Consider the following 19,356-nt stretch of genomic DNA (forward strand, 5'->3'; position numbering starts at 1 on the left):
AAGTCTAGCCTTGGGGACGAAACTCCAATTCCGCGCAGCGGAAGCTGGCTTGATTGGAACGCATGAATGTTTAGCTTGTGCAGGTCTGAGTCGCGGCGTTATCGGTCGCGTGCTCGCCCCTCCGAAAGCCCCAAGACGATAGTCACGTGACCACCTTCACGCCGCACCAGGATTCCGCGCTGAACGCCGTCGCCGAATGGCTGAAGGCCAAGCCCGGCAAAAACGGCACGCCGCCGGTGTTCCGCCTGTTCGGCTATGCCGGAACCGGCAAGACCACGCTGGCGCGCCACATCGCCGAAGGCGTCGACGGCGAAGTCAAGTTCGCGGCCTTCACCGGCAAGGCGGCGCTGGTGATGCGCAACAAGGGCTGCGACAGCGCCTCCACCATCCACTCGCTGATCTATCGCGCCCGCGAATCCGGCGTCGAGCAGCCGAGCTTTGAATTGTGGGACGACGCGCCGGCCTCCAAGGCCAAGCTGATCGTGATCGACGAATGCTCGATGGTCGATGCCGAGCTCGGCCGCGACCTGATGTCTTTCGACTGCCCGCTCTTGGTGCTCGGCGATCCCGCGCAATTGCCGCCGATCCAAGGCGGCGGCTTTTTCACCGACGCCGAGCCGGACGCGATGCTGACCGAGGTGCATCGCCAGGCGCAGGACGATCCGATCGTGCGGATGTCGATGGACATCCGCGAGGGCCGCGAGCTCGAGATCGGCCGCCATGGCGAGAGCGAGGTGGTGTCGCGCAAGGAGCTCGATCCGGATCGCGTGATGCGCGCCGACCAGGTGCTGGTCGGCCGCAACAACACCCGCCGCGCCTACAACATGCGGGTGCGGCAGCGGCAGAACATCGAGGATCCTTTGCCGGTGGCCGGCGACAAGCTGGTCTGCCTGCGCAACAACCGCAAGAAGGGCCTGTTCAACGGCGGGCTGTGGCGGGTCAAGGCGCGGGCGCAATCGAAATCCAGGATCATCACCATGCGCGTGATGCCGGACGAGGATTTTGGCCACAAGGTCACAAAAGTCTCGGTGCGCGGCGAATGTTTCGACGGCGGCATCGAGGGCATTCCGTGGGAGCAGCGCAAGCCCTATGACGAGTTCGATTACGGCTATGTACTGACGGTGCACAAGTCGCAGGGCTCGCAATGGGACGACGTGGTGCTGTTCGACGAGAGCTTTGCGTTCCAGGACAGCCGCGCAAGGTGGTTGTATACGGGGATTACGCGGGCGGCGAAGCGGCTCAGCATCGTGGTGTGAGGCGTTCCCCGGATGCTGCGCAGCGCGAAGCGGTGCGCTGCTGGTCCGGGGTCCATGATCCCGGGTCGATGCGGCACCATGGGTCCCGGCGCTGCGGAGCGGCACTGCGTACCGCACCGCGTCCGGGACACAGCGACTATTTCCCCGCCACGAAATAGAAATCCTCACGTCCGGGCAGCGAGCCGTAGGTGAACGGCTGCTGCTTGTGCTTGGTCGCGGTCCAGACGTCGTCGCGGACGATGTCGAACAGTTTGCGCACCTCGACCTTCGGCTCCTTGATGTCGCGCGCCAGCGCCATCGCAAACGGCGAATTCGCGGCGTCGCCGTCGAGCGCGGTCTCGCCGTGCTTGGCGGCATAGACCACCATGAAGCCGGCTTCCGGCTCGATGTTGGAGAGGCCCTTGTTGACCAGCTTGAGCGCGATGGTGTGCTTCATGGTCTTCTCGAACGGATTGTCGCGGCAGGCATCCAGCATCACCAGGCGCAGCTTGCGCGCGCCCGACACGGCGGCGATCACCTGCTCGAGCGCGACCGCCTGGCTATCGGCATCATGGTCGCTGGCAAGTCTTGCGTCGGTCGGGATCAGATAGTTGATGCCGCCGATCTCCATGCCGTGGCCGGCATAATAGATCACCGCCCAATCCGACTTCTCAGCCTCGGCGCCGAACGCGCGCAGCGCGGCGAAGAACCTGTCGCGGCCGAGATCCGCCTCCAGCGTCACCACGGCAAAGCCGAGGCTGCGAAAGGTCGACGCAACCAGCCTGGCGTCGCGCGGCGGGTTGTCGAGCGCGGGGACGTTCTTGTAGGCGCCGTTGCCGACGATCAGCGCGACCTTGCGCGGCTCGGACGACGGCGCCGGCGCGGGCGACGTCCCCTTGGCGGATTTGGGCGGCACAGGCGGTAGATTGGCGACGGACGGCGCCAGCGCCGCCAGTCGCTCCCTGGCGAATTTGCGCGCCACTCCGGTCTCGGTGTCGTCGACCAGCGTCAGCGCAACGCTGGCCGAGCGATAGTCGGCACGGGCGGCATTGATATCGCCGCGCTTCTCGAACAATAGGCCGCGGCCGGCATGGCCGCGGATGTTGTTCGGCGCGGCCTTCAGCACCTCGTTGTATTCGGTGAGCGCGGCGGCGAGATCGCCCTTGCCGAAACGCGCATTGGCGCGGCTCACCAGCACGAAGACGTCCTTTGGCGCGGTCGCGAGTGCTGTGTTGCAATCCGCCAGCGCCTCGTCGAATTTCTTCATCTCGGTGTAGGTGATGCAGCGGAGCGAGAACACCCTTGGTCCGTCGGGCTTGAGCGTCAGGGCATCGCCGAAATCGACCAGCGCCGCGTCGTACTGCTTGAGCTGGGTCTCGACCCGGGCCCGGTTGTAGAGATGGATGTACTTCGCTTCGGCGAAGGAGGCGGTGTATCTGACCGCGAGATTGAAATCGGCGAGCGCACGCTGGAGCTCGCCGGTGCGCATGTAGATCAGGCCGCGGTTGTTGTAGGGATTGGAATAGCGCGGGTTCAGCTCGATACAGCGCCCGAAATCGGCCATCGCATGCTGGTCGTCGCCCTTGTTGGAATAGGCGACGCCGCGCGAGTTGAGGTAGGAGACGTTGTCGGGGTCGGCGGATAGCGCGCCGCTGAAGGCTGCGATCGCGCCGTCATAGTCGCGCTTTTTGGCCAGCGTGTCGCCGCGATACCCGAAGGCTGCGGCCCGCGACTTGCCTGTGATCCTGTCGTCGGCGATGACGGTCTCGCAGGCCGCAAGCCGTGCGGTGGCCTCGGCCTCGCCGTTGCGGCAGGTGTCGATGTCGCCGGCCGCATGGGCGGCTCCGGCGAGCATGAGAACGGCAATCAACGAGAGCAGCAGACGTAGCATCCGAGCGAGGCCCCCAAGCTGATAAGTCGCGCCCTCCCGGTCGCGGTTCACAGATGCAAGGACGGGTCGATTCCGGTCAAGTGCGGCCCGAACGGCGCCATGGATGTCTGCCTAAGCCATTGCAGACCCGTCGAAATCCTTCACGAAACCGTGTGGGCTTAGGCGTAACAAAACACCCCCTCGCTCGTATCTTGGGGCATCGGAGCAGCTCGGCGCGATTTGCGAATGCCGGCTCCCGCTCTAGACTGGCCCCCAAACAGCGTTTCCCACGAGGACCTCCAATGCCCCGCAGCTTCATCAGCCGCCTCACGCTTGGCGCCGCCGCGATCGGCGCGCTGGCCGTTGCCGCCTTTGCCGTCGCGCCCTCGCTTGCCGCCGAGGACGCCGTGATCATCCCGCCGCCCGCCTCCGATGCGCAGGAGAGCGGCCTGAAGACCGTCGTCGTCGCCGGCGGCTGCTTCTGGGGCGTGCAGGGCGTGTTCCAGCACACCGCCGGCGTCGCCAGCGCGGTGTCCGGCTATTCCGGCGGCAGCAAGGCGAATGCCGACTACGAGAAGGTGTCGACTGGAACCACCGGCCACGCGGAATCGGTCGAGATCAAATACGACCCGCAGAAGATCTCCTACGGCAAGATCCTGCAGATCTTCTTCTCGGTCGTGCACGATCCGACCCAGCTCAACCGCCAGGGCCCCGATAGCGGCACGCAGTATCGCTCGGCGATCTTCACGACCAGCGACGAGCAGAAGAAGGTGACCGACGCCTATATCGCCCAGCTCAACGCCGCAAAGGTCTACGGCAAGCCGATCGTCACCAAGGTCGGCGCGCTGCAGGCGTTCTATCCGGCGGAGGGCTATCACCAGGACTACCTGACGCTGCACCCGAACCAGCCCTATATTGCCTATAACGACATCCCGAAGGTCGAGAACCTGAAGAAGATCTTTGCGGAGAACTACGTCGAGAAGCCGACGCTGGTGAGCAGCACGAAGGCCACCAACTGACGGAGGAGTTTCCATGTCCGACACCAAAACCGACGGCAAGGTCACGAAGAGCGAGGCCGAGTGGCGCAAGGAATTGACGCCGATGCAGTATGCCGTGCTGCGTGAGAAGGCGACCGAGCGTCCGTTCACCGGCGAATACGAGCATGATCCCCGCAAGGGCACCTATGTCTGCGCCGGCTGCGGGCAGACGCTGTTCGAGTCCGACCAGAAGTTCGATTCCGGCTGCGGCTGGCCGAGCTTCTCCAAGCCCGCGGCCGAGAGCCATGTCGACGAGGAGCGCGATGCCAGCCACGGCATGATCCGCACCGAGGTGCTGTGCTCGAAATGCGACGGCCATCTCGGCCACGTCTTCAACGACGGCCCCGGCCCGACCGGCCTGCGCTATTGCATCAACTCGGCGGCGCTGAAGCTGAACGAGGAGAAGTGACGGCGGACACGCGTCATGCGCGGGCTTGACCCGCGCATCCATTGAAAAGAGTCATTCGTTGCGATGGATTGCCGGGTCAAGCCCGGCAATGACGGTGGGCGATGGCAGCACCTGCCGAATAATCTCCCCTCACGTCGAACGTCTCACCCGCCCCGCGCGACCAAGAACCGGTCGCGCGGGGTTTTGCTTTGACGGCCACCGTTCTTGCCCGCACGGAAACGAGGGAAGTTCTAGTGACCGCCCCGGAATGACGACGTAGACATCGCCCGGCCGCCCAAAGTGTGCTTCACTCACCTTTAGCGGGGCCGTCGGCGTCTCGCCGGGCGGCCGCCGCCTCCTCACGAGGAGGGCACCATGTCGCTCGGACTGATCCTCATCATTCTCCTGCTGATTATCCTCGCGGGCGGCTATAGCGGCCGGGTCGGCGGCTATGGCTATGGCCTCGGCCACTCCGGAATGGGCCTTTTCGGGGTGATTTTGATCGTGGTCCTGATCCTGGCCTGGCTCGGCAAGGTATAAATACTGTAAGTCTTTGAAATAAAACGACTTATAAGAATTGTTGCGGTGCCATGCGTGGATTCATCATGTGCCCTGCCGGGCCGCTTCCGGGGTCGCATTTCTGTCAAATAGGCCTATATTAGGGGACGAAATGAGTGTACGGCGCGCCGGCCGATCGCAGGGCGCCGTCCCCAAAAATCCCAATCGCCGCGCCAGCGCTAAAAACAAAGAGGTCGTCGACCATGCGTCCCCTGCGTCCGTTCAACTACAACACATCCGCCGAGCTGTTTCCTGCCGCGATCCGCAAGAAGAAGCGGGCCGGCTTCGCCTATCGCCGTTTCGGCACCGCCGCCGAAGCCGTGCAGTTCGCAATGGAGCAGTTGCCGGCAGATTCGCTGAACGGCGCCTATTTGCAGGTCGAGGAAGCCCGGTTCGACCAGAACGGCATCCGCTCGCTCTATGAGAGCGAAGCCTTCCCGCTGCCGCGCCATCCGCGCCCGGCCGCGAGCCAGACCGACGCCGACGCCGCGTAACGCTTCTCCGCTACGCTGCCTGACGAAAAGCCCTCGGACGTGTCCGGGGGCTTTTGTTTTGGGCAAATTACAATCGTGGCTGCTTGTCGAGCCAACGTCGCAGCAGGCGGACGTTGCGCATGTTGGCGCGGAACATGACGTCGAAGGCGTCGCCGGCCACCGGCACCATGCCGACCACGCCGTCGAGCGCGACATTGCCGAGCATCCGCGCGGTGATGTGCCAGGGCGCGCCGAGCAGGCGGGCCTCGCGCACCAGCCACAGCGAGATCGCGGTCGTGATGAGGTCGCCGATCACGGGGATCAGGCCGATGATCCCGTCGATGCCGTAGCGCACATTGGTGCCGGGCACGATGAAGGCGACGTCGAGCAGCTTTGCGATCGTCTCCAGCCGCACCAGCCGCTGCTCGCGCGTCAGGTTGCCGAACGGGTTGGCGGCCGATGTGCGGAAGTCGAACTGCAGCCGCTCGAACGCCGGATGCGACGCCGCGTCCGGAATCTCGCGGCCATCCTGATCGATGACCTTGCCGCGCGCCTGAGCCCTGCCGAACGGCGGCCGCGATCGCGCAGCATGGGGTGTGAAGATATCGTCCTCGGGCATGTCGATCACATGGGGTACGCCAACAGGCGGTGCAAGTTGCGGCACATTACCGCTGTGTCATCTGCGTAGGGTGGGCAAAGGCGCGGCACGCGCCGTGCCCACCATTCTCGGCGTGCTCACGATGGTGGGCACGCTGCGCTTTGCCCACCCTACGTTTATTGGCTTTCGCCAGGACGACACCGGGATTGATGTCGCCACCGCTCAATGCTGCGCCGACGTCGCCGCCGGCTGATACAGCTCCTCGGCATATTTGTGCGCGAGCCACGACGTGAGCACGGCCGGGATGAAGCCGACCAGCCCGTAGAGGATGAACTGCACCGGACCGCTCTCGGAGCCGTGCGAGGCATACAGCAGCGCCGCCCCGATGAAGCCCGCCGCGCCCACGATCAACGTCCGCAGCGCCGGCGCGATGCGCCGGACATGCATCAGGATGTCGTCGACCGCCGCCAGCATCAGCGACGGCACGATGCCGAACAGGTAGTTGTATTGCAGCGACTTGCCGAACACGACGAACAGCTTCACCACCTCGCCGCCATTGGTCTCGGTCCAGTAGCCGGACTGATAGGTGGTCGCGAGCAGCATCAGGAAGCCGCCGATGAACGGCCCGATCGCAGCAAAGATGAGATAGCGTTTCATGGTGAATGCCTTGCCAACCGATCCCACCACACGAGACTGTCAATTCTAGGATTATCGGCACTCAAGGCCGTGTCAACGGCTAGGGCTTGAGATTGCAACTAAAGACCTGAAAACCAAATGCAGTTCCCGAGCGCACCGTCGAAATCAAAAGTGAGCTTTGTAAGCGCCGCGGGCCGTCGCGGAGCGCCGTCAATTGCTATCGTCTGATTGGCCGCGACCCCCTTATTTAGTATCTCTTCGTAGTAGCAACGCTGCACTTGCGGCCTACTTGTGTCACTTAGCTCAAAGCTCCAGCCGGTCACAACAACACCTGCCCCAAAAGGCGCGGACTTGAACACCGTGTACCGCGTGAAAGGCAATTCCTTGCTATTTGCCGTTGCATCAAGTTGGAGCTGCCGCTTTGAAGGCTGCGGAACATCTGTCCTAAAATCACCTGTCACGCGAATAGATGATGCTGGATCCAATTTAACGGTACTACCTTCGGCCAACTTCACCGTTTGGTTTTTCGCAAGATTTACCTCGGTGTTGGCAAGAACCATTGTGCCGCTAACTGACGTTTTGATCTGGGCTCGCTGGAATGCTTCATTCAATGCTCTTGCTACAATCTCGGCGGACGGGTTCACGGAAATCGTGTAACTATACCCCCAAAGAGCCACCGCACATCCGGCGGATATTAAACAAGCCGCAATTGCGCAGCCGCCACAGAGCCAGCCAAATGCAACAGCCCGCTTGATGCGGGCGTCCGCTTCGATGCGAGAATTCAGGTTCGCCGCAAAGGCCGCCAAGTTTTCGTTGCCATCTTTAAACTTCATTGGCCTTCCTTCCGGAACCAAACACATCTGGCCGTGGCAGCAGTCACGTCGAAGGCCTTCGGGACAACCTTGATTGCATCGGGAACGCCGTCAGTCGCAAGATCAATCCGGATTGCAAGGTCCGAATTTTCCGCCCTTTCATTGTAGTAGCAATACTGCGTCGTCGGCCGTTCTTGGGCGCTTGTAAGAAACTCCCAGCCTGTCAGCACACTTCCTTGCTCAAACGGCACGGACTTGAATACCGTGAAATTAGCAATCGTCTTCGCCTGCAATGCATTCTTAGGAGTCGGTGAACGCGGCGCAGAGATTGATGGAAGCTGGACGCGAATTTCCCCATCTGCCGCGACCTTTGCGCCAGGATCGAGGAGGAGACGTGAATCGTTATCCAAGACAACCGTCGCATCCTTCGCCAGCCTTAGTTCCGGAGATACAATTTCAACTCGGCCATCAGCACTTCCGTGAAGATCAACGGCCGACAGCGCTTTCTGAAATGTCGACGAGAGCAATTCCAACTGGGATGATGTTCTCGTAACAAACGAATACCCATACAATCCAACTCCCGTTGCGACGCCGAAGCCGAAGCCGAGAACACCAACTCCCACCACTCTCCAAAAGCCCACACGACCAGACACAGCGGACATCTCCGCTGAAATTCGGTTGGAAATGGCTTCCGTGAGGTTTTGATTTAGCGGGGTTGGAATCTGCTCCACACTAAGCACCCCTGTTAGCTCTGTCAGCGGCCGCTGCAACTGCATCCGCGGCCTCCTTGCGGATCGCGGCGACGAGTGGCCCAAATAGATAGGCAGCAGCCTCGTCCGGAATAGTGACAGCAGCTAAGTCCTTTGGCTTCTTGATTCTGCGGACAGCCGTCATCGCGATTAACGTTGAAGAGCAAGCCGCAGCGATTGACGAAACTACTATGAGAAAGAACTCAAGAGTCTTGAGCTGTTCTGGCGTAACCTTGTCAGGGTCGACCCGGAATAGCATTGCAGCAAGTGAATGAAGCTGCGACTGAAATACCGACTCTCTATTCTCCGCCTCCGCCTTGCTCATCGCTTCCGAGATCGGCCGCAACTCGTCACGCTTCGCCCGTAACCCAGCATCCGCCTGCACAAGCGCCGCCTGTGCTTGATCAATTTTTGCCTTCGTTGACGCGATTTCGCTATTGAGCGTCTTCAGGGCTGGATTCTGTGAGCATTTTTGGGTGACCGTCGGAGCACCACCCGGCAGTGGATTTGGTATGGAGAGGGCCGAGCAGTTCTGCATAGGCTGCTTCGTGAGTTGCTCATTCAGCGACTGGAGTGCCTGCGTCAGGGCATCACGATCTCCCCGCTTTTGAGAGACGGTTTCTGTGGCTGCTTCGATCTCGGCCTGCTTTCTGGAGAGATTGTCCTGAAGGCTCTTCACCACATCATCTTTCCGATGCGTGTCTTCTAGGCGCGGCGTAAAGGAAGCTGCCCCGATCGCGTAAAGCGAATTTGATGTCACGGCGACCGCGCACAACACACCAACCAACGCCGCGAGTTTGACTATCCAAGAGTTTTGAGTTCGCACGGCTATCGCGAGTGGCACGCGAGCCAGCTCAACCATCGCCATTGCGACCGGGAAGAGCATGGCTTGCACTGTCTTGAAGGGTGACGGGTCCGGCAATTGAGCGACTGTGACGTAAATGTTCGTCAGAATGAGGCCGATGATCGTGAATTCGACCACGAAGGCGAGAACGATCTGCTTCACGTTAATCGAGTAACCGCGTTCTCGGTCACGCAGCAGTCGAGCCAGCTGACGCTTAGGAAGCTTTTCGTCGACCAAGAGTTCAGCTTGATGCAGGGGCTCAACCGTCCCCGCAGGCCCGGAATAGTTCATAGACGGCCCCCACCAACGGTTGTGGGGTTACGCTAACTCAACAGTTGGCACCATGCCAAGACAGCAGAACAACGGGTCTAGGCGCACCCCCGGGAAATTACGGCCTTGCGAAGGACCTACTCCCCCCACGCCGCGAACGCGTCGTTGAACGCGCGCTCGCCCGGGGCGCCCTTTTCGATCGCGATGATGGCGCGGCGCTGGTTGGTGTAGACCAGTGGCACGTCGAACCAGGAGCGCTCCTTGAGGAGCTGCATGTTGCGCGAGCGGTCCTGGTCGACGTTGGAGAGGCCGACCAGGAAGAAGCCGTCGGTGACCTTGACGGCGAGGCCGGCAAGCGGCGTGCCGCGGGCCTGCTCGTTGGACTTCATCAAGATGCCGGGCACGTTGCCGACGCCGCCATTGGCGAAATCCTGCGGCAGGATGAAGGTCAATTCCGCGGTGTGGCTCGCCGGCAGCGACGAATCGGTGTTGCGGCGGAACGACATCGTCATCTTGAACTTGCGCTCGGGGATGTCGATGTCGGCGCGCACGGCGATGTCGGGCTTCGCGTTGCCGCTTCCCTTGATCTGCTCGGTGCGCCAGACCACCGAACCGACATACTGCTTGCCCTTCGGATCCGACGGATCTTCGTCATAGAGCACGACTTTCTGCGCGACCGGCGCGACCGGCTCGCCCGACGACGAGGGCTGGCCGACGCGGTCGGTGATCTTCTTGCTCGCGGGCGTCGAGGTATCCTTCGGCGCCTCGGTGGCCGTGGTCGGCGATTTGTTGAACAGGCTTGAGACGAAGGCCGTGGCCTGCTGGCGCAACAGAATGCCGGTGCCGACCAGGATCAGCAGGATGCCGATCACGATGGCGCTCTTGAACGGGAACATCGAGCCGACGCGCGGCGGCCGCTTCGGCTCGCGCTCGGCGCTGCCGATCCGCGAACGCTGCGGCGCTTGCGGCGGCTGCGGCGCGTAGCGCTCGGCCTCCTCGATCGCCTCGTCGTAGGAATAGGGCTGCGCGTCGGGATCGGCGCCGCGGCTCTCGAGATTGGGCTCGAGCCGGTCGAACTCCGGCGAGGGCGACGGCACGTTGGCGTAGGTCTTGCGCGCGTTGCGGCTGGCCTGCGCCGCGGCGCGGCCGAGATCGTCGGCGTCGGCGGTGATGTCGCGGAAGCCACGGACGCCGGGGGCGGCCGGAGGCACCGGCGGCGGCGCGCCTTCGCCGCCGCGGCGCGGGATCGGCGGACGCTCGCGGGTCGGCGGCAATTGGGCGTCGGCAGCAGGCGCCTGCGGAGCTTGCGGCCGCGACGGCAGTGGTGGCGGCGGCGCGGATGGCGGCGCATCGGCGCGCAGATTACGCGGCGGGCGGGGTTCGCTGGCGGGACGCGGGCGCGGCGGCGCGGGATCGGCCGAACTGCCCTCGAGCGGGCGGGCGGCGCTGGCGCGGCGGAAGCTGTCGCCACCGCGGGCGGCAGCGGCGGCGCCGCCGCCGGAACGGGTGGCCTCGCGGGCGCGCTGGGCGGCTTCCGACTCGACCTTGCGGACGGCCTCTTCCAGCGACAGCCGTTCGCGGGTGATCTCGGATTCGGAGAGCGGCGGCTGCACGCTGCGGAGCTGCTGGATCAACGCCGTCCGCGCCCGCGCGTACAGCGCGCGGCGGGCTTCGCCGGGGGCGGTCGGGTCCAATCCGGCAATGGCGCGGGCGATCAGCGGGTAGTAGTCAGCCATTTCCACACAATTGGTGGGATATAGGTAATATCCCGTTAAGCCTCGAACGGATTCTGTACCAGAATAGTATCTTCACGTTCCGGACTGGTGGATAGCAGGGCGATCGGACACCCCACCAATTCCTCGACCCGGCGAACATATTTGATGGCCTGGGCCGGCAGGTCGGCCCAGGACCGGGCATTGGCCGTCGGCTGCTTCCAACCTTCGATGGTCTCGTAGATCGGCTCGACGCGGGCCTGGGCCCCCTCGCCGGCCGGCAGATGGTCGATCTCCTTGCCGTCGAGCTTGTAGCCGGTGCAGACCTCGATGGTGTCGAAGCCGTCGAGGATATCGAGCTTGGTCAACGCGAGGCCGGCAATACCGCAGGTGCGGACAGTTTGTCGCACCAGCACGGCATCGAACCAGCCGCAGCGCCGCTTGCGCCCGGTGTTGACGCCGAATTCCTTGCCGCGACGGCCGATCTCCTCGCCGATCTCGTTGTTCAGCTCGGTCGGGAACGGGCCCTGGCCGACCCGGGTGGTGTAGGCCTTGCAGATGCCGAGCACATAGCCGACCGCGCCCGGGCCCATGCCGGTGCCGGTCGCGGCCTGCGCCGCCACGGTGTTGGACGAGGTCACATAGGGATAGGTGCCGTGATCGACATCGAGGAGCGCGCCCTGCGCACCCTCGAACAGGATGCGCTTGCCCTCGCGGCGCTTGATGTCGAGCAGCCGCCACACCGTCTCGGCATAGGGCAACAGCTTCGGCGCCAGCGCCGTCAGCTCGTCCAGGATGCCCTTGCCGTCGATCTCCTCCAGATTGTGGCCGCGGCGCAGCGCATTGTGGTGCGCCAAGAGGCGGTCGATCTTGTGCGGGAGCGTGTCGAGGTCGGCGAGGTCCATCAGTCGGATAGCACGGCGGCCGACCTTGTCCTCATAGGCCGGGCCGATACCGCGGCGGGTGGTGCCGATCGAGGTGATCGCATTGCCGGATTCGCGCAGCGAATCCAGCTCGCGATGCAGCGGCAGGATCAGGGTGACGTTCTCGGCGATACGCAGATTGTCGGGGCCGACGGCGACGCCCTGGCCCTTGAGCTTGCTGACCTCGTCGAGGAAGGCCTGGGGGTCGAACACCACGCCGTTGCCGATCACCGCGAGCTTGTGGGGGCGCAGCACGCCGGAGGGCAGCAGCGCCAGCTTGTAAGTCTCGCCATTGATCACGAGCGTATGGCCGGCATTGTGGCCGCCCTGGAAGCGCACGACGATGTCGGCCTGTTCCGACAGCCAGTCGACGATCTTGCCCTTCCCCTCGTCGCCCCACTGGGCGCCGACGACGACAACATTGGCCATTTCGAAGATGTTCCCTTTAGGTGTTTTCAGCCCATGATCGCGGCGAAAACGCGTCCGCCCACAACGATCATGCTCGGTGTGCCCAGCCTCAATCACGGCCCGAGGCCGTTCGCACGCAAGGCGCCTATCGGATAAAGGAAGCGGGTCGGCTGCGCAAGCAAGAAGGGCGCGTTTTAAGCCTTTTGGATAGGCTTCAACTCCTTGAATCCCCTGAAAATTCCGTAACACGCGAGCCGGCGCGCGGCTGGCGGGAATTTAATGTTGGGGCGGCGTGCGGCACGCCGCGCCGACGATTGATCGCGGCCTGCATTGCGGCGATCATCGGCTTTCACCAACCGGCGCGATCATGCCCAATTCGACACCAGCCACCATGGCGCTCAGGAAGTTCGGCCTCGCCTTCAGGCTCCACACCTATGTCTATGATTCGAGCGCCGAGAGCATCGGGCTGCAGGCCGCAGAGGCGCTCGGCGTCGAGCCGAACCGGATGCTGAAGACGCTGATGGCGGAGGTCGACGGCAGAGCCGTATGCGCCGTGGTGCCGTCGGACTGCGAGCTCAGCATGAAGAAGCTCGCCGCCGCGATGGACGGCAAATCGGCCAAGATGATGAAGCCGGCCGACGCCGAGCGGCTGACCGGCTACCATGTCGGCGGCATCTCGCCGTTCGGACAGAAGAAGCGGGTGCCGACCGCGATCGACGCCTCCGCCCTCACCCACATCACGATCTTCGTCAATGGCGGGCAGCGCGGCCTGCAGATCGAGATCGATCCGAACGATGCGGCACTGGCCGCAGGCGCGACGATGAAGGCGCTGACCGCAACGCGCGACTAGATTACGGCCCAGGCCTTCACGTCACGGCTTGCACGTCACGGCTGTTCGCGCGCCCACAACATCGCCTCGACGATCGCCTCGCGGAGCTTCGGCCGCACCTCGTCGGAGCATTCGATCAGGGCCATGATCGCATTGGCGCGGGCGGCAAAGCGGTCGCGGCGCTCGTCGTCGTCGGGCGCCGGTCTTTTCAGGACGTCCATCAGCATGTCACTCTTGGCAAGGTCCGCGACCAGCGGGAATGCTTCGATACAGGTCGAGGTCACATATCCGGGCTGAACTCGTCTCACGCCTCACCCCCAATACCCCGCAGCAATGGCTGCCGATCGACCTGCGATTGCCGCTGGACGTCGCAGCATCTGGGACAGGAGGCGCCAATTATGATACCCCCGAAATCGGGGGGTTTGGTCAATGGGCCTGGAACAAGCGATCTCGATCATCGAGACCTCGGCCACGATGGACGAGCTTCGCACCTCGCTGCACCGGATCATCCAGGACTACGGCTTTTCCGGCTTCGGCTTCGTCGATGCGGGCCGGCCGGAGCTCGATCTGCCCTACTACACCGGTACCTTTCCGCGGGCGTGGGAGCGCACCTACATCCAGAACGATTTCGTCCACAGCGATCCGGCACTGGCCCGGTCGCGCCGGACCAACACACCGTTCACCTGGAGCGAGCTGAAGCTGCCCGCGCGCAACGGCCGCAAGCGGCCGCCTGAGGTCAGGACCATGGATGCCGCGCGGGAATTCGGCTTCAAGGACGGCCTGGTGGTGCCGTTCCATTATCGCGACCGGTTCGGCGCCGTTCACTCCAGCTCGACGGTGTTCTTCTGGGAAGACCAGGAGCAAAGCTTCGACAGACTGCTCGCCGGCCACCGCCACGAGCTGCATCTGTTGATGATCTACTGGGTGCAGCGGGCGATGGACATCGTCAACCGCGACCAGCGCAACGCGCCGACCATCCTGAAGCCCGCCGACAGCGCCGAGGCGATCAAGCTGACCGGCCGCGAGAAGGAGGTGATGGCCTGGGCGGCGCGCGGCAAGACGGTCGCCGACACCGCGGAGATCCTCCACCTCTCGCCGGAGACGGTGGAGGGCTTCATCAAGCAGGCACTGCGCAAGCTCGATGCCTCCAACAAGACCCATGGCGTGGCGAAGAGCATCGCGCTCGGGATCATCGACCTGTGAGATGCTGACGGCGAGTGCGCTCAGGATGCGGTGCTGAGCTCCGGCCCAACCTTGCGCGCCCAGGCCTCGCGCCGGCGCAACAGCAACACGAACAGCGCGACCAGCGGCACCATCGCGGCCAGCAGCGCGCTGCCGGCAAACAGCGCGGCCGCCGGCGTGTGCCAGGCATCCTGCAGCCGACCCGCAGCGGGAGGACCGGCCGCCATCAGGAGATAGAAGCAGGTGTAGAAGATGCCAAAGCCGAGCGAGCGTTCGCGCGGCTGCAACAGGCGCGCCGGCAGCGACAGGATCGCGCCCGACAGCGGACCGACCGCGACGCCGAAGACCAGGCCTGTGATCGCCGGATGGATGCCGGCGGCGAACAGAGCGAGCGCGACGGCCGCGATCAGCCCGCAGCCGATGATGGCCGCAACCGGCCTGCCAGCACGATGCACGAGGTAGCCGCCGAGGGGGATCGCGACGATCGTGAACCAGATCGCAAGGCTGACCAGCGAGGCGGCCGTGGTCGGCGTCACGCCCTGCCCCTGCAACAGCAGCGGCGCGTAGCTGAAGAACAGGATGCAGGCGAGGTTCATCACGCCCCAGATCGTGCCCGCGACGAGCACCGGCAGCAGCACCGCCGGCGGCAGCCGCGCGGTGACATCGGAGGCCGCCTGCGCGTTCGCCTGCGGCGCAAGGCGCGGCAGCAGCGCAAACGCGATCAGCGCGGCGCAGGCCGCGGCCGCGCCCGACAGCATCACCGCCGGCCAGCCCGAGGCATGCAGCAGCCAGGCCTGCACCGGCAAGGCCACCATCGCGCCGAACGGCCAGCTCATCTGCAACAGCGACATCGCCAGCACGATCTCGCGGCCGTCGAACCAATCCGTGATCATCTTGGTGGCGACCAGGATGATGATGGTGGCGCCGACGCCGCCGGCGAGGCGCGCCAGCAGGGCGGCGGCGAGACCGCCGGAAGCGGCGAGCGCGACGCCGGATGCGATCATCAGCGCGAGGCCGAGCGCGCCGAGCCTTTTCTCGTCGACGCGCTGCCCCAGCAGTCCGGCCGGGAAAGCGACGATCACGCCGGGCAGGAGATAGGCGCCGATCAGCAGGCCGATCGCGGCATAGTCGAGCGACAGATCATGCATCAGCGCGGACGTCGACGAGCCGATCGACTGGAATTGAAACCCGGTGGCGGCACGCGCGGCGAACAGGACGGCAAGGATGATCCATCTGAGCCGAACCATCGCCGCTCCCGCTCAATCCCGGTCGCCGGCCACCAGGCTCACGCTGACGGCGTCGGACAACTCGCACAATTCGTGTTCTGAAATCTCGTTGGACGACAACCGCACCTGCATGATGGCCAAGTCGACCAGATGCGAGGCAAACGTCAGGCCGCCAGCCTGCAGAACGTTGCGCTGCTCCGTCAGCACCACAATCACGTTGCGCAACCGGCGGCTACTCAACTCATCCATATCGATGCCCCTTGAGTGGCCGTTGCGCGGTCGCGAGCAGCCACTGGCGGGTGGCGCTCGCGTCGGCGAACAATTCGATGGCGCGCGCCGCCACCGCGTGAACCGCGGCGGCGTCGACGCCGTAGCGCGGACGGCTGATCGAGGCGTCGTCGAGGAAGGTGACCTGCTTGCCGCGATGAAAGGCATCGATCGCGGTGGCGAGGCAGCCGTCCTCGGCGCAAAAACCGGCAATCGCGAAGCCGTCGATCCGCGACACCACGTCCTCGAACAGCGGGTTGCCGTAGCAGGACGGCTGCTCGCGCTCGAACACCATGTCGGCCCGCTTCGGCTCGAAGCCCGCGATCCAGGGCGACGGCGGCGCCCGCTCGCCCGGCGCCGCGGCGTCGCAGCGCCGCGTAAAGGCGATCGGCAGGCCGATCGCGCGGGCGTGCCGGATCGCGACACGGCAATTGTCCAGCACGCGCGCCACAAGTTGCGGATTGTCCCGCGCCAGATCCTCGCAGCTGCGCGTCTGCAAATCGACCATCACCAGCAGGCCGGTGGACGACGCCCCGACATAGCTGCGCAGATTGATCACCGAGCTCATTGGTGGGCCGCCTCGCACAGGCCGCGGCTCGCCGAGCGCTCGAGGATACCGGGGCGGTCCCACTGCCCTTCGGGACGGATGATCCGATAGGGATCGTCCTGCAGCGTGATGCTCTGCGGATGCTTCTCGGTCTCGAGCTTGACCTCGACATAGTCGAAGTCGGAGAACACCAGCTCGCGCCCGTCCATCAGGCGGAAGCCGCGCGATTCCCAGACCTTCAGGAAGCGCTTCTGCGAATGCGCATAGAGCGTGCGGTAGCCCTTCTTGCGGCAGAGATCGATCGCGGCGTCGAGGATCTTGCCGGCAAGCCCGCCGCCGCGGCCCTCGTGGCGGACCGCAAGCCGCTCGAGCTTGGCGAACTCGGCGAAATAGCGGATCCGCATGCAGCCGACCGGCTCGCCGTTCTTGTGGCAGATCAGGTGCGTCGCGGAGAAATCGTTGCCGTCGAATTCCTCCTCGAACGGGCAGCGCTGCTCGCCCATGTAGATCGCGCCGCGGATCGCGATGACGCGCGTCATTTCATCCATCGAGCGCACCACCTCGACTGTGACCCGATCGCGCGGCGCGGGCTCGACCTGCGGAAGGTCGCCGGAGCGGTCGAACATCTGCAGCTTCGAGGTGAACAGGCCGTCATACTGCGCGCCCGGCGTGAAGCCGAGCGGCTCCAGCACGCGCAGGCCGCCCTTGGTGACCGGACGCGAGTAGATGTTGACGCCGCGATAGAGCGGCGCGGAGAACTTCTCCAGCACCAGCGGAATGCCGGCGGCGAGCACGCCCTTGGCGTGGATGCCCCAGACATAGATCCCGGCCGGGCGCTCCGACTGCCGCGCGATGTAGCACAGCTCCGGGTTCTTGGTGTCGAGCCGGCCGTCGATCAGCCGCCTTGTCCCCTCATGGGTCAGCGGCAGCACCGCCAGGAAGCCTTCGCCCCTGGGGGCGTTGATGTCGTAACGGTGGCGCCGCGCGATCGCCCAGAACGTATCGGGATTATGGTTAGCGACCGTCTGGAACAGCCGGTTCGCGGTCAGCCCCGGAATGTCGACGCGGGCGGCGTCGATCAATTCGGCGATGCTTTCGGCGTCAACATTGAAGATGACCGCGCGTCTGGCCATTTGCAGCGCGGTCATCCGATCGAGCGAATGTGCGGCAGATCGCCCCTGCGAGGTCGTTCCACCGGCGGTTTTACGTAGGAGATCGAGGTCGAGCGCAGTCATTCCATTCGTCTCTTGGTTGTGGAAAGCCCGTAGTTCTGCAATGAATAATGAAAGGAGAATGGAGGCATTTTGTATGCACTCAGGTGAGCGCAGGGGTGCGCACGGTGGTGCGCACATCCCGGGCCGGATGGCCAATTGGGATCTGATCCGGATCTTCCTCGAGGTGGCCCGGATCGGCAGCTTTCGTGCGGCGGCAGAGCAGCTGAACATGTCGGCCAACTTCCTGAGCAAGCGCATCGCGCTGCTGGAGCGGGCCTACAACACCACGCTGCTGACGCGGCATGTCGACGGCATCCGCCTGACGCGGGAAGGCCAGCAGATCCTGGAAGCCGCCAAGCGGATGGAGGAGGCCTCGTTCGGGCTCGAGCGCGCGCTCAACCAGGCGACGCCGGCGCTCAGCGGCGAGGTGCGCCTGGCGGTGACCGAGGGGCTCGGCACGTTCTGGCTGGCGCCGCGGCTGGTCGAGTTCCAGCGGGTCTATCCGGGCCTGCTGGTCGATCTCAACTGCGAGATGCGCTCGGCCGACCTGCTCCGGCTCGAGGCCGACGCGGCGGTGCAGCTCGAGATGCCGGAGCAGCCCGACCTCAAGCGGCTGAAGCTCGGCCGGCTGCACATCATGCCGTTCGTCAGCCCGTCCTATGTCGAGATCTACGGCATGCCGAAGGGGCCCGACGACATCAGGCAGAACCACCGCATCGTGATCCAGGACGCCGAGCAGACCAAGGGCAAGGAATGGTTCGACCTGCATGCGGGACGCGAGCAGGTCGGCTTCGTCGCGATGCGCAACAACGTCTCGACCGCGCATCTGTGGTCGATCGCGAAAGGCGCCGGCATCGGCTGGCTGCCGACCTACGTGCCCGCGCTCGGCGATCCGCTGATCCCGCTCGACATCGGCTACAAGTTCGAGCTCGACATCTGGCTCGCCTATCATCCCGACGCCAAGAAGATTCCGCGCGTGCGCCAGCTGATCGACTGGATCGTGCAGTCGTTCGACGGACGGAAATATCCCTGGTTCAGCGACGAGTTCGTGCATCCGAAGGATCTTCAGCGCGCCTACAAGGATGCCGAGCCGCTGGTGAATCTGTTCGCCGGCTTCAAGAAGGTGTCGCGTCCGAAGGTCGTCCCGCTGCTCGCGAAACGCTCATCGGGGGGCGAGCGATGACCGGACGGTCCCACGAAATCGATCAATTCGTGAAGGCGCGCTGGCGCGCGATCGGCCTGTCGCCGGACGATCTCGCCGAGGTGCTCGGCGCCGGCGCGGAGCAGCCCGCGAAAGCCGGCAACGGCGAGATCGCCGTCGGGCGGCTGGTGCAGCTCGCAACCGCCTTGGGCGTCGGCAACGGCCGCGGCGGTGTCGAGGCGCGCCGATCAGGCGCGAACGAGGCGATCACGGCCGAAGCGCTGCTGGAATTGCGGCTGCTGCGGCTGTTCCGTGACCTGAAGGAGCCCGGCACGCAGCGCATATTGGTCCAACTGGTCGAACAGATCGTCAAGCGCCAGGCCGCCGCTCCGCCCGAGGCCGGCTGACCGCGATCCCTCGCGGCCCGCGCATGGTCG

23 protein-coding genes are annotated in these 19,356 nt (G+C 64.5%); 10 read left to right on the plus strand and 13 right to left on the minus strand.

What is annotated here, in order from left to right; translation table 11 throughout:
• The first annotated feature begins 146 nt into the window (after positions 1-146).
• The gene (locus IC762_RS28875) at positions 147-1,256 is read left to right on the plus strand and encodes an ATP-dependent DNA helicase (protein ID WP_195785555.1); all 1,110 of its coding nucleotides are present in this window, start codon (positions 147-149) and stop codon (positions 1,254-1,256) included.
• A gap of 136 nt (positions 1,257-1,392) precedes the next feature.
• Here the strand turns inward: IC762_RS28875 and IC762_RS28880 are convergent, their stop codons facing one another.
• Positions 1,393-3,126: a caspase family protein gene (locus tag IC762_RS28880; RefSeq protein ID WP_195785556.1), complete on the minus strand. Its 1,734-nt coding sequence runs from the start codon at positions 3,124-3,126 to the stop codon at positions 1,393-1,395.
• A gap of 281 nt (positions 3,127-3,407) precedes the next feature.
• Between IC762_RS28880 and msrA the strand changes: the two genes are divergently transcribed.
• The 4 genes from msrA to IC762_RS28900 all read left to right on the plus strand — a co-directional run bounded on the left by msrA (position 3,408) and on the right by IC762_RS28900 (position 5,582).
• Complete coding sequence (gene msrA, locus IC762_RS28885) at positions 3,408-4,124, plus strand: peptide-methionine (S)-S-oxide reductase MsrA (protein ID WP_195785557.1); 717 nt, start codon at positions 3,408-3,410, stop codon at positions 4,122-4,124.
• Positions 4,125-4,137: 13 nt separating this feature from the next.
• The gene (msrB, locus tag IC762_RS28890; RefSeq protein ID WP_195785558.1) at positions 4,138-4,551 is read left to right on the plus strand and encodes a peptide-methionine (R)-S-oxide reductase MsrB; all 414 of its coding nucleotides are present in this window, start codon (positions 4,138-4,140) and stop codon (positions 4,549-4,551) included.
• A 354-nt stretch (positions 4,552-4,905) separates the two neighbouring features.
• Positions 4,906-5,070, plus strand: a complete 165-nt coding sequence (locus IC762_RS28895; protein WP_195785559.1) for a DUF3309 family protein — start codon at positions 4,906-4,908, stop codon at positions 5,068-5,070.
• A 221-nt stretch (positions 5,071-5,291) separates the two neighbouring features.
• Positions 5,292-5,582: a hypothetical protein gene (locus tag IC762_RS28900; RefSeq protein WP_195785560.1), complete on the plus strand. Its 291-nt coding sequence runs from the start codon at positions 5,292-5,294 to the stop codon at positions 5,580-5,582.
• Between the two features lie 67 nt (positions 5,583-5,649).
• Here IC762_RS28900 and IC762_RS28905 read toward each other — a convergent pair whose 3' ends face one another.
• Positions 5,650-6,180, minus strand: a complete 531-nt coding sequence (locus tag IC762_RS28905; protein ID WP_195785561.1) for a DUF4112 domain-containing protein — start codon at positions 6,178-6,180, stop codon at positions 5,650-5,652.
• Between the two features lie 94 nt (positions 6,181-6,274).
• On the opposite strand from IC762_RS28905, the gene IC762_RS28910 reads away from it, so the two are divergent.
• Complete coding sequence (locus tag IC762_RS28910) at positions 6,275-6,412, plus strand: hypothetical protein (protein ID WP_195785562.1); 138 nt, start codon at positions 6,275-6,277, stop codon at positions 6,410-6,412.
• Here the strand turns inward: IC762_RS28910 and IC762_RS28915 are convergent.
• The 6 genes from IC762_RS28915 to IC762_RS28940 form a co-directional block, all read right to left on the minus strand.
• Positions 6,382-6,816, minus strand: a complete 435-nt coding sequence (locus IC762_RS28915; protein WP_195785563.1) for a DUF5413 family protein — start codon at positions 6,814-6,816, stop codon at positions 6,382-6,384. The genes IC762_RS28910 and IC762_RS28915 overlap by 31 nt on opposite strands.
• A gap of 98 nt (positions 6,817-6,914) precedes the next feature.
• Entirely contained in the window at positions 6,915-7,628 is a 714-nt protein-coding gene (locus IC762_RS28920) for a hypothetical protein (RefSeq protein WP_195785564.1), read from the minus strand.
• Positions 7,625-8,383, minus strand: a complete 759-nt coding sequence (locus tag IC762_RS28925; RefSeq protein WP_195785565.1) for a hypothetical protein — start codon at positions 8,381-8,383, stop codon at positions 7,625-7,627. Before IC762_RS28925 ends, IC762_RS28920 begins: the two co-directional genes overlap by 4 nt.
• Positions 8,340-9,491, minus strand: a complete 1,152-nt coding sequence (locus IC762_RS28930) for a hypothetical protein (RefSeq protein WP_195785566.1) — start codon at positions 9,489-9,491, stop codon at positions 8,340-8,342. The genes IC762_RS28925 and IC762_RS28930 overlap by 44 nt, the downstream gene beginning before the upstream one ends.
• A gap of 116 nt (positions 9,492-9,607) precedes the next feature.
• Entirely contained in the window at positions 9,608-11,206 is a 1,599-nt protein-coding gene (locus tag IC762_RS28935; RefSeq protein ID WP_195785567.1) for a hypothetical protein, read from the minus strand.
• A gap of 35 nt (positions 11,207-11,241) precedes the next feature.
• Entirely contained in the window at positions 11,242-12,534 is a 1,293-nt protein-coding gene (locus tag IC762_RS28940; protein WP_195785568.1) for an adenylosuccinate synthase, read from the minus strand.
• Between the two features lie 346 nt (positions 12,535-12,880).
• Between IC762_RS28940 and ybaK the strand changes: the two genes are divergently transcribed.
• The gene (gene ybaK, locus IC762_RS28945) at positions 12,881-13,363 is read left to right on the plus strand and encodes a Cys-tRNA(Pro) deacylase (RefSeq protein WP_195785569.1); all 483 of its coding nucleotides are present in this window, start codon (positions 12,881-12,883) and stop codon (positions 13,361-13,363) included.
• A gap of 35 nt (positions 13,364-13,398) precedes the next feature.
• On the opposite strand, the gene IC762_RS28950 is transcribed toward ybaK, so the two are convergent.
• A complete protein-coding gene (locus IC762_RS28950) occupies positions 13,399-13,650 on the minus strand; it encodes a hypothetical protein (protein WP_195785570.1) in 252 nt (83 codons plus the stop codon).
• 121 nt (positions 13,651-13,771) lie between these two features.
• Between IC762_RS28950 and IC762_RS28955 the strand changes: the two genes are divergently transcribed.
• The gene (locus IC762_RS28955) at positions 13,772-14,545 is read left to right on the plus strand and encodes a LuxR family transcriptional regulator (RefSeq protein WP_195785571.1); all 774 of its coding nucleotides are present in this window, start codon (positions 13,772-13,774) and stop codon (positions 14,543-14,545) included.
• Between the two features lie 20 nt (positions 14,546-14,565).
• Here IC762_RS28955 and IC762_RS28960 read toward each other — a convergent pair whose 3' ends face one another.
• Genes IC762_RS28960 through IC762_RS35380 form a run of 4 tightly spaced genes read right to left on the minus strand, consistent with a single transcriptional unit; the run spans position 14,566 to position 17,799 of the window.
• Positions 14,566-15,771: an MFS transporter gene (locus IC762_RS28960; protein ID WP_195785572.1), complete on the minus strand. Its 1,206-nt coding sequence runs from the start codon at positions 15,769-15,771 to the stop codon at positions 14,566-14,568.
• Between the two features lie 12 nt (positions 15,772-15,783).
• Complete coding sequence (locus IC762_RS28965; protein WP_195785573.1) at positions 15,784-15,999, minus strand: hypothetical protein; 216 nt, start codon at positions 15,997-15,999, stop codon at positions 15,784-15,786.
• Positions 15,992-16,585 (minus strand): cysteine hydrolase family protein, encoded by a 594-nt coding sequence (locus IC762_RS28970; protein WP_195785574.1) that lies wholly within the window; start codon positions 16,583-16,585, stop codon positions 15,992-15,994. Before IC762_RS28970 ends, IC762_RS28965 begins: the two co-directional genes overlap by 8 nt.
• Positions 16,582-17,799, minus strand: coding sequence for a GNAT family N-acetyltransferase (locus IC762_RS35380; protein WP_195785575.1), 1,218 nt, complete (start codon positions 17,797-17,799; stop codon positions 16,582-16,584). Before IC762_RS35380 ends, IC762_RS28970 begins: the two co-directional genes overlap by 4 nt.
• Before the next feature lie 73 nt (positions 17,800-17,872).
• Here IC762_RS35380 and IC762_RS28980 point away from each other — a divergent pair, with 73 nt between their 5' ends.
• Both IC762_RS28980 and IC762_RS28985 read left to right on the plus strand, forming a co-directional pair.
• Positions 17,873-18,961 (plus strand): LysR family transcriptional regulator, encoded by a 1,089-nt coding sequence (locus IC762_RS28980; protein ID WP_195785576.1) that lies wholly within the window; start codon positions 17,873-17,875, stop codon positions 18,959-18,961.
• Positions 18,958-19,326, plus strand: a complete 369-nt coding sequence (locus tag IC762_RS28985) for a hypothetical protein (protein WP_195785577.1) — start codon at positions 18,958-18,960, stop codon at positions 19,324-19,326. Before IC762_RS28980 ends, IC762_RS28985 begins: the two co-directional genes overlap by 4 nt.
• Positions 19,327-19,356 lie beyond the last annotated feature (30 nt).

This window comes from Bradyrhizobium genosp. L, from assembly GCF_015624485.1.
GTDB lineage: Bacteria > Pseudomonadota > Alphaproteobacteria > Rhizobiales > Xanthobacteraceae > Bradyrhizobium.

What these genes read in the sequence shown, in the direction of transcription:
- IC762_RS28880 (WP_195785556.1), bottom strand. Translation starts at nt 3,126, where the DNA reads ATGCTACGTCTGCTGCTCTCGTTGATTGCCGTTCTCATGCTCGCCGGA.
- msrA (WP_195785557.1), top strand. Translation starts at nt 3,408, where the DNA reads ATGCCCCGCAGCTTCATCAGCCGCCTCACGCTTGGCGCCGCCGCGATC.
- msrB (WP_195785558.1), top strand. Translation starts at nt 4,138, where the DNA reads ATGTCCGACACCAAAACCGACGGCAAGGTCACGAAGAGCGAGGCCGAG.
- IC762_RS28895 (WP_195785559.1), top strand. Translation starts at nt 4,906, where the DNA reads ATGTCGCTCGGACTGATCCTCATCATTCTCCTGCTGATTATCCTCGCG.
- IC762_RS28900 (WP_195785560.1), top strand. Translation starts at nt 5,292, where the DNA reads ATGCGTCCCCTGCGTCCGTTCAACTACAACACATCCGCCGAGCTGTTT.
- IC762_RS28905 (WP_195785561.1), bottom strand. Translation starts at nt 6,180, where the DNA reads ATGCCCGAGGACGATATCTTCACACCCCATGCTGCGCGATCGCGGCCG.
- IC762_RS28915 (WP_195785563.1), bottom strand. Translation starts at nt 6,816, where the DNA reads ATGAAACGCTATCTCATCTTTGCTGCGATCGGGCCGTTCATCGGCGGC.
- IC762_RS28920 (WP_195785564.1), bottom strand. Translation starts at nt 7,628, where the DNA reads ATGAAGTTTAAAGATGGCAACGAAAACTTGGCGGCCTTTGCGGCGAAC.
- IC762_RS28925 (WP_195785565.1), bottom strand. Translation starts at nt 8,383, where the DNA reads ATGCAGTTGCAGCGGCCGCTGACAGAGCTAACAGGGGTGCTTAGTGTG.
- IC762_RS28930 (WP_195785566.1), bottom strand. Translation starts at nt 9,491, where the DNA reads ATGAACTATTCCGGGCCTGCGGGGACGGTTGAGCCCCTGCATCAAGCT.
- IC762_RS28935 (WP_195785567.1), bottom strand. Translation starts at nt 11,206, where the DNA reads ATGGCTGACTACTACCCGCTGATCGCCCGCGCCATTGCCGGATTGGAC.
- IC762_RS28940 (WP_195785568.1), bottom strand. Translation starts at nt 12,534, where the DNA reads ATGGCCAATGTTGTCGTCGTCGGCGCCCAGTGGGGCGACGAGGGGAAG.
- ybaK (WP_195785569.1), top strand. Translation starts at nt 12,881, where the DNA reads ATGCCCAATTCGACACCAGCCACCATGGCGCTCAGGAAGTTCGGCCTC.
- IC762_RS28955 (WP_195785571.1), top strand. Translation starts at nt 13,772, where the DNA reads ATGGGCCTGGAACAAGCGATCTCGATCATCGAGACCTCGGCCACGATG.
- IC762_RS28960 (WP_195785572.1), bottom strand. Translation starts at nt 15,771, where the DNA reads ATGGTTCGGCTCAGATGGATCATCCTTGCCGTCCTGTTCGCCGCGCGT.
- IC762_RS28965 (WP_195785573.1), bottom strand. Translation starts at nt 15,999, where the DNA reads ATGGATGAGTTGAGTAGCCGCCGGTTGCGCAACGTGATTGTGGTGCTG.
- IC762_RS28970 (WP_195785574.1), bottom strand. Translation starts at nt 16,585, where the DNA reads ATGAGCTCGGTGATCAATCTGCGCAGCTATGTCGGGGCGTCGTCCACC.
- IC762_RS35380 (WP_195785575.1), bottom strand. Translation starts at nt 17,799, where the DNA reads ATGACTGCGCTCGACCTCGATCTCCTACGTAAAACCGCCGGTGGAACG.
- IC762_RS28980 (WP_195785576.1), top strand. Translation starts at nt 17,873, where the DNA reads ATGCACTCAGGTGAGCGCAGGGGTGCGCACGGTGGTGCGCACATCCCG.
- IC762_RS28985 (WP_195785577.1), top strand. Translation starts at nt 18,958, where the DNA reads ATGACCGGACGGTCCCACGAAATCGATCAATTCGTGAAGGCGCGCTGG.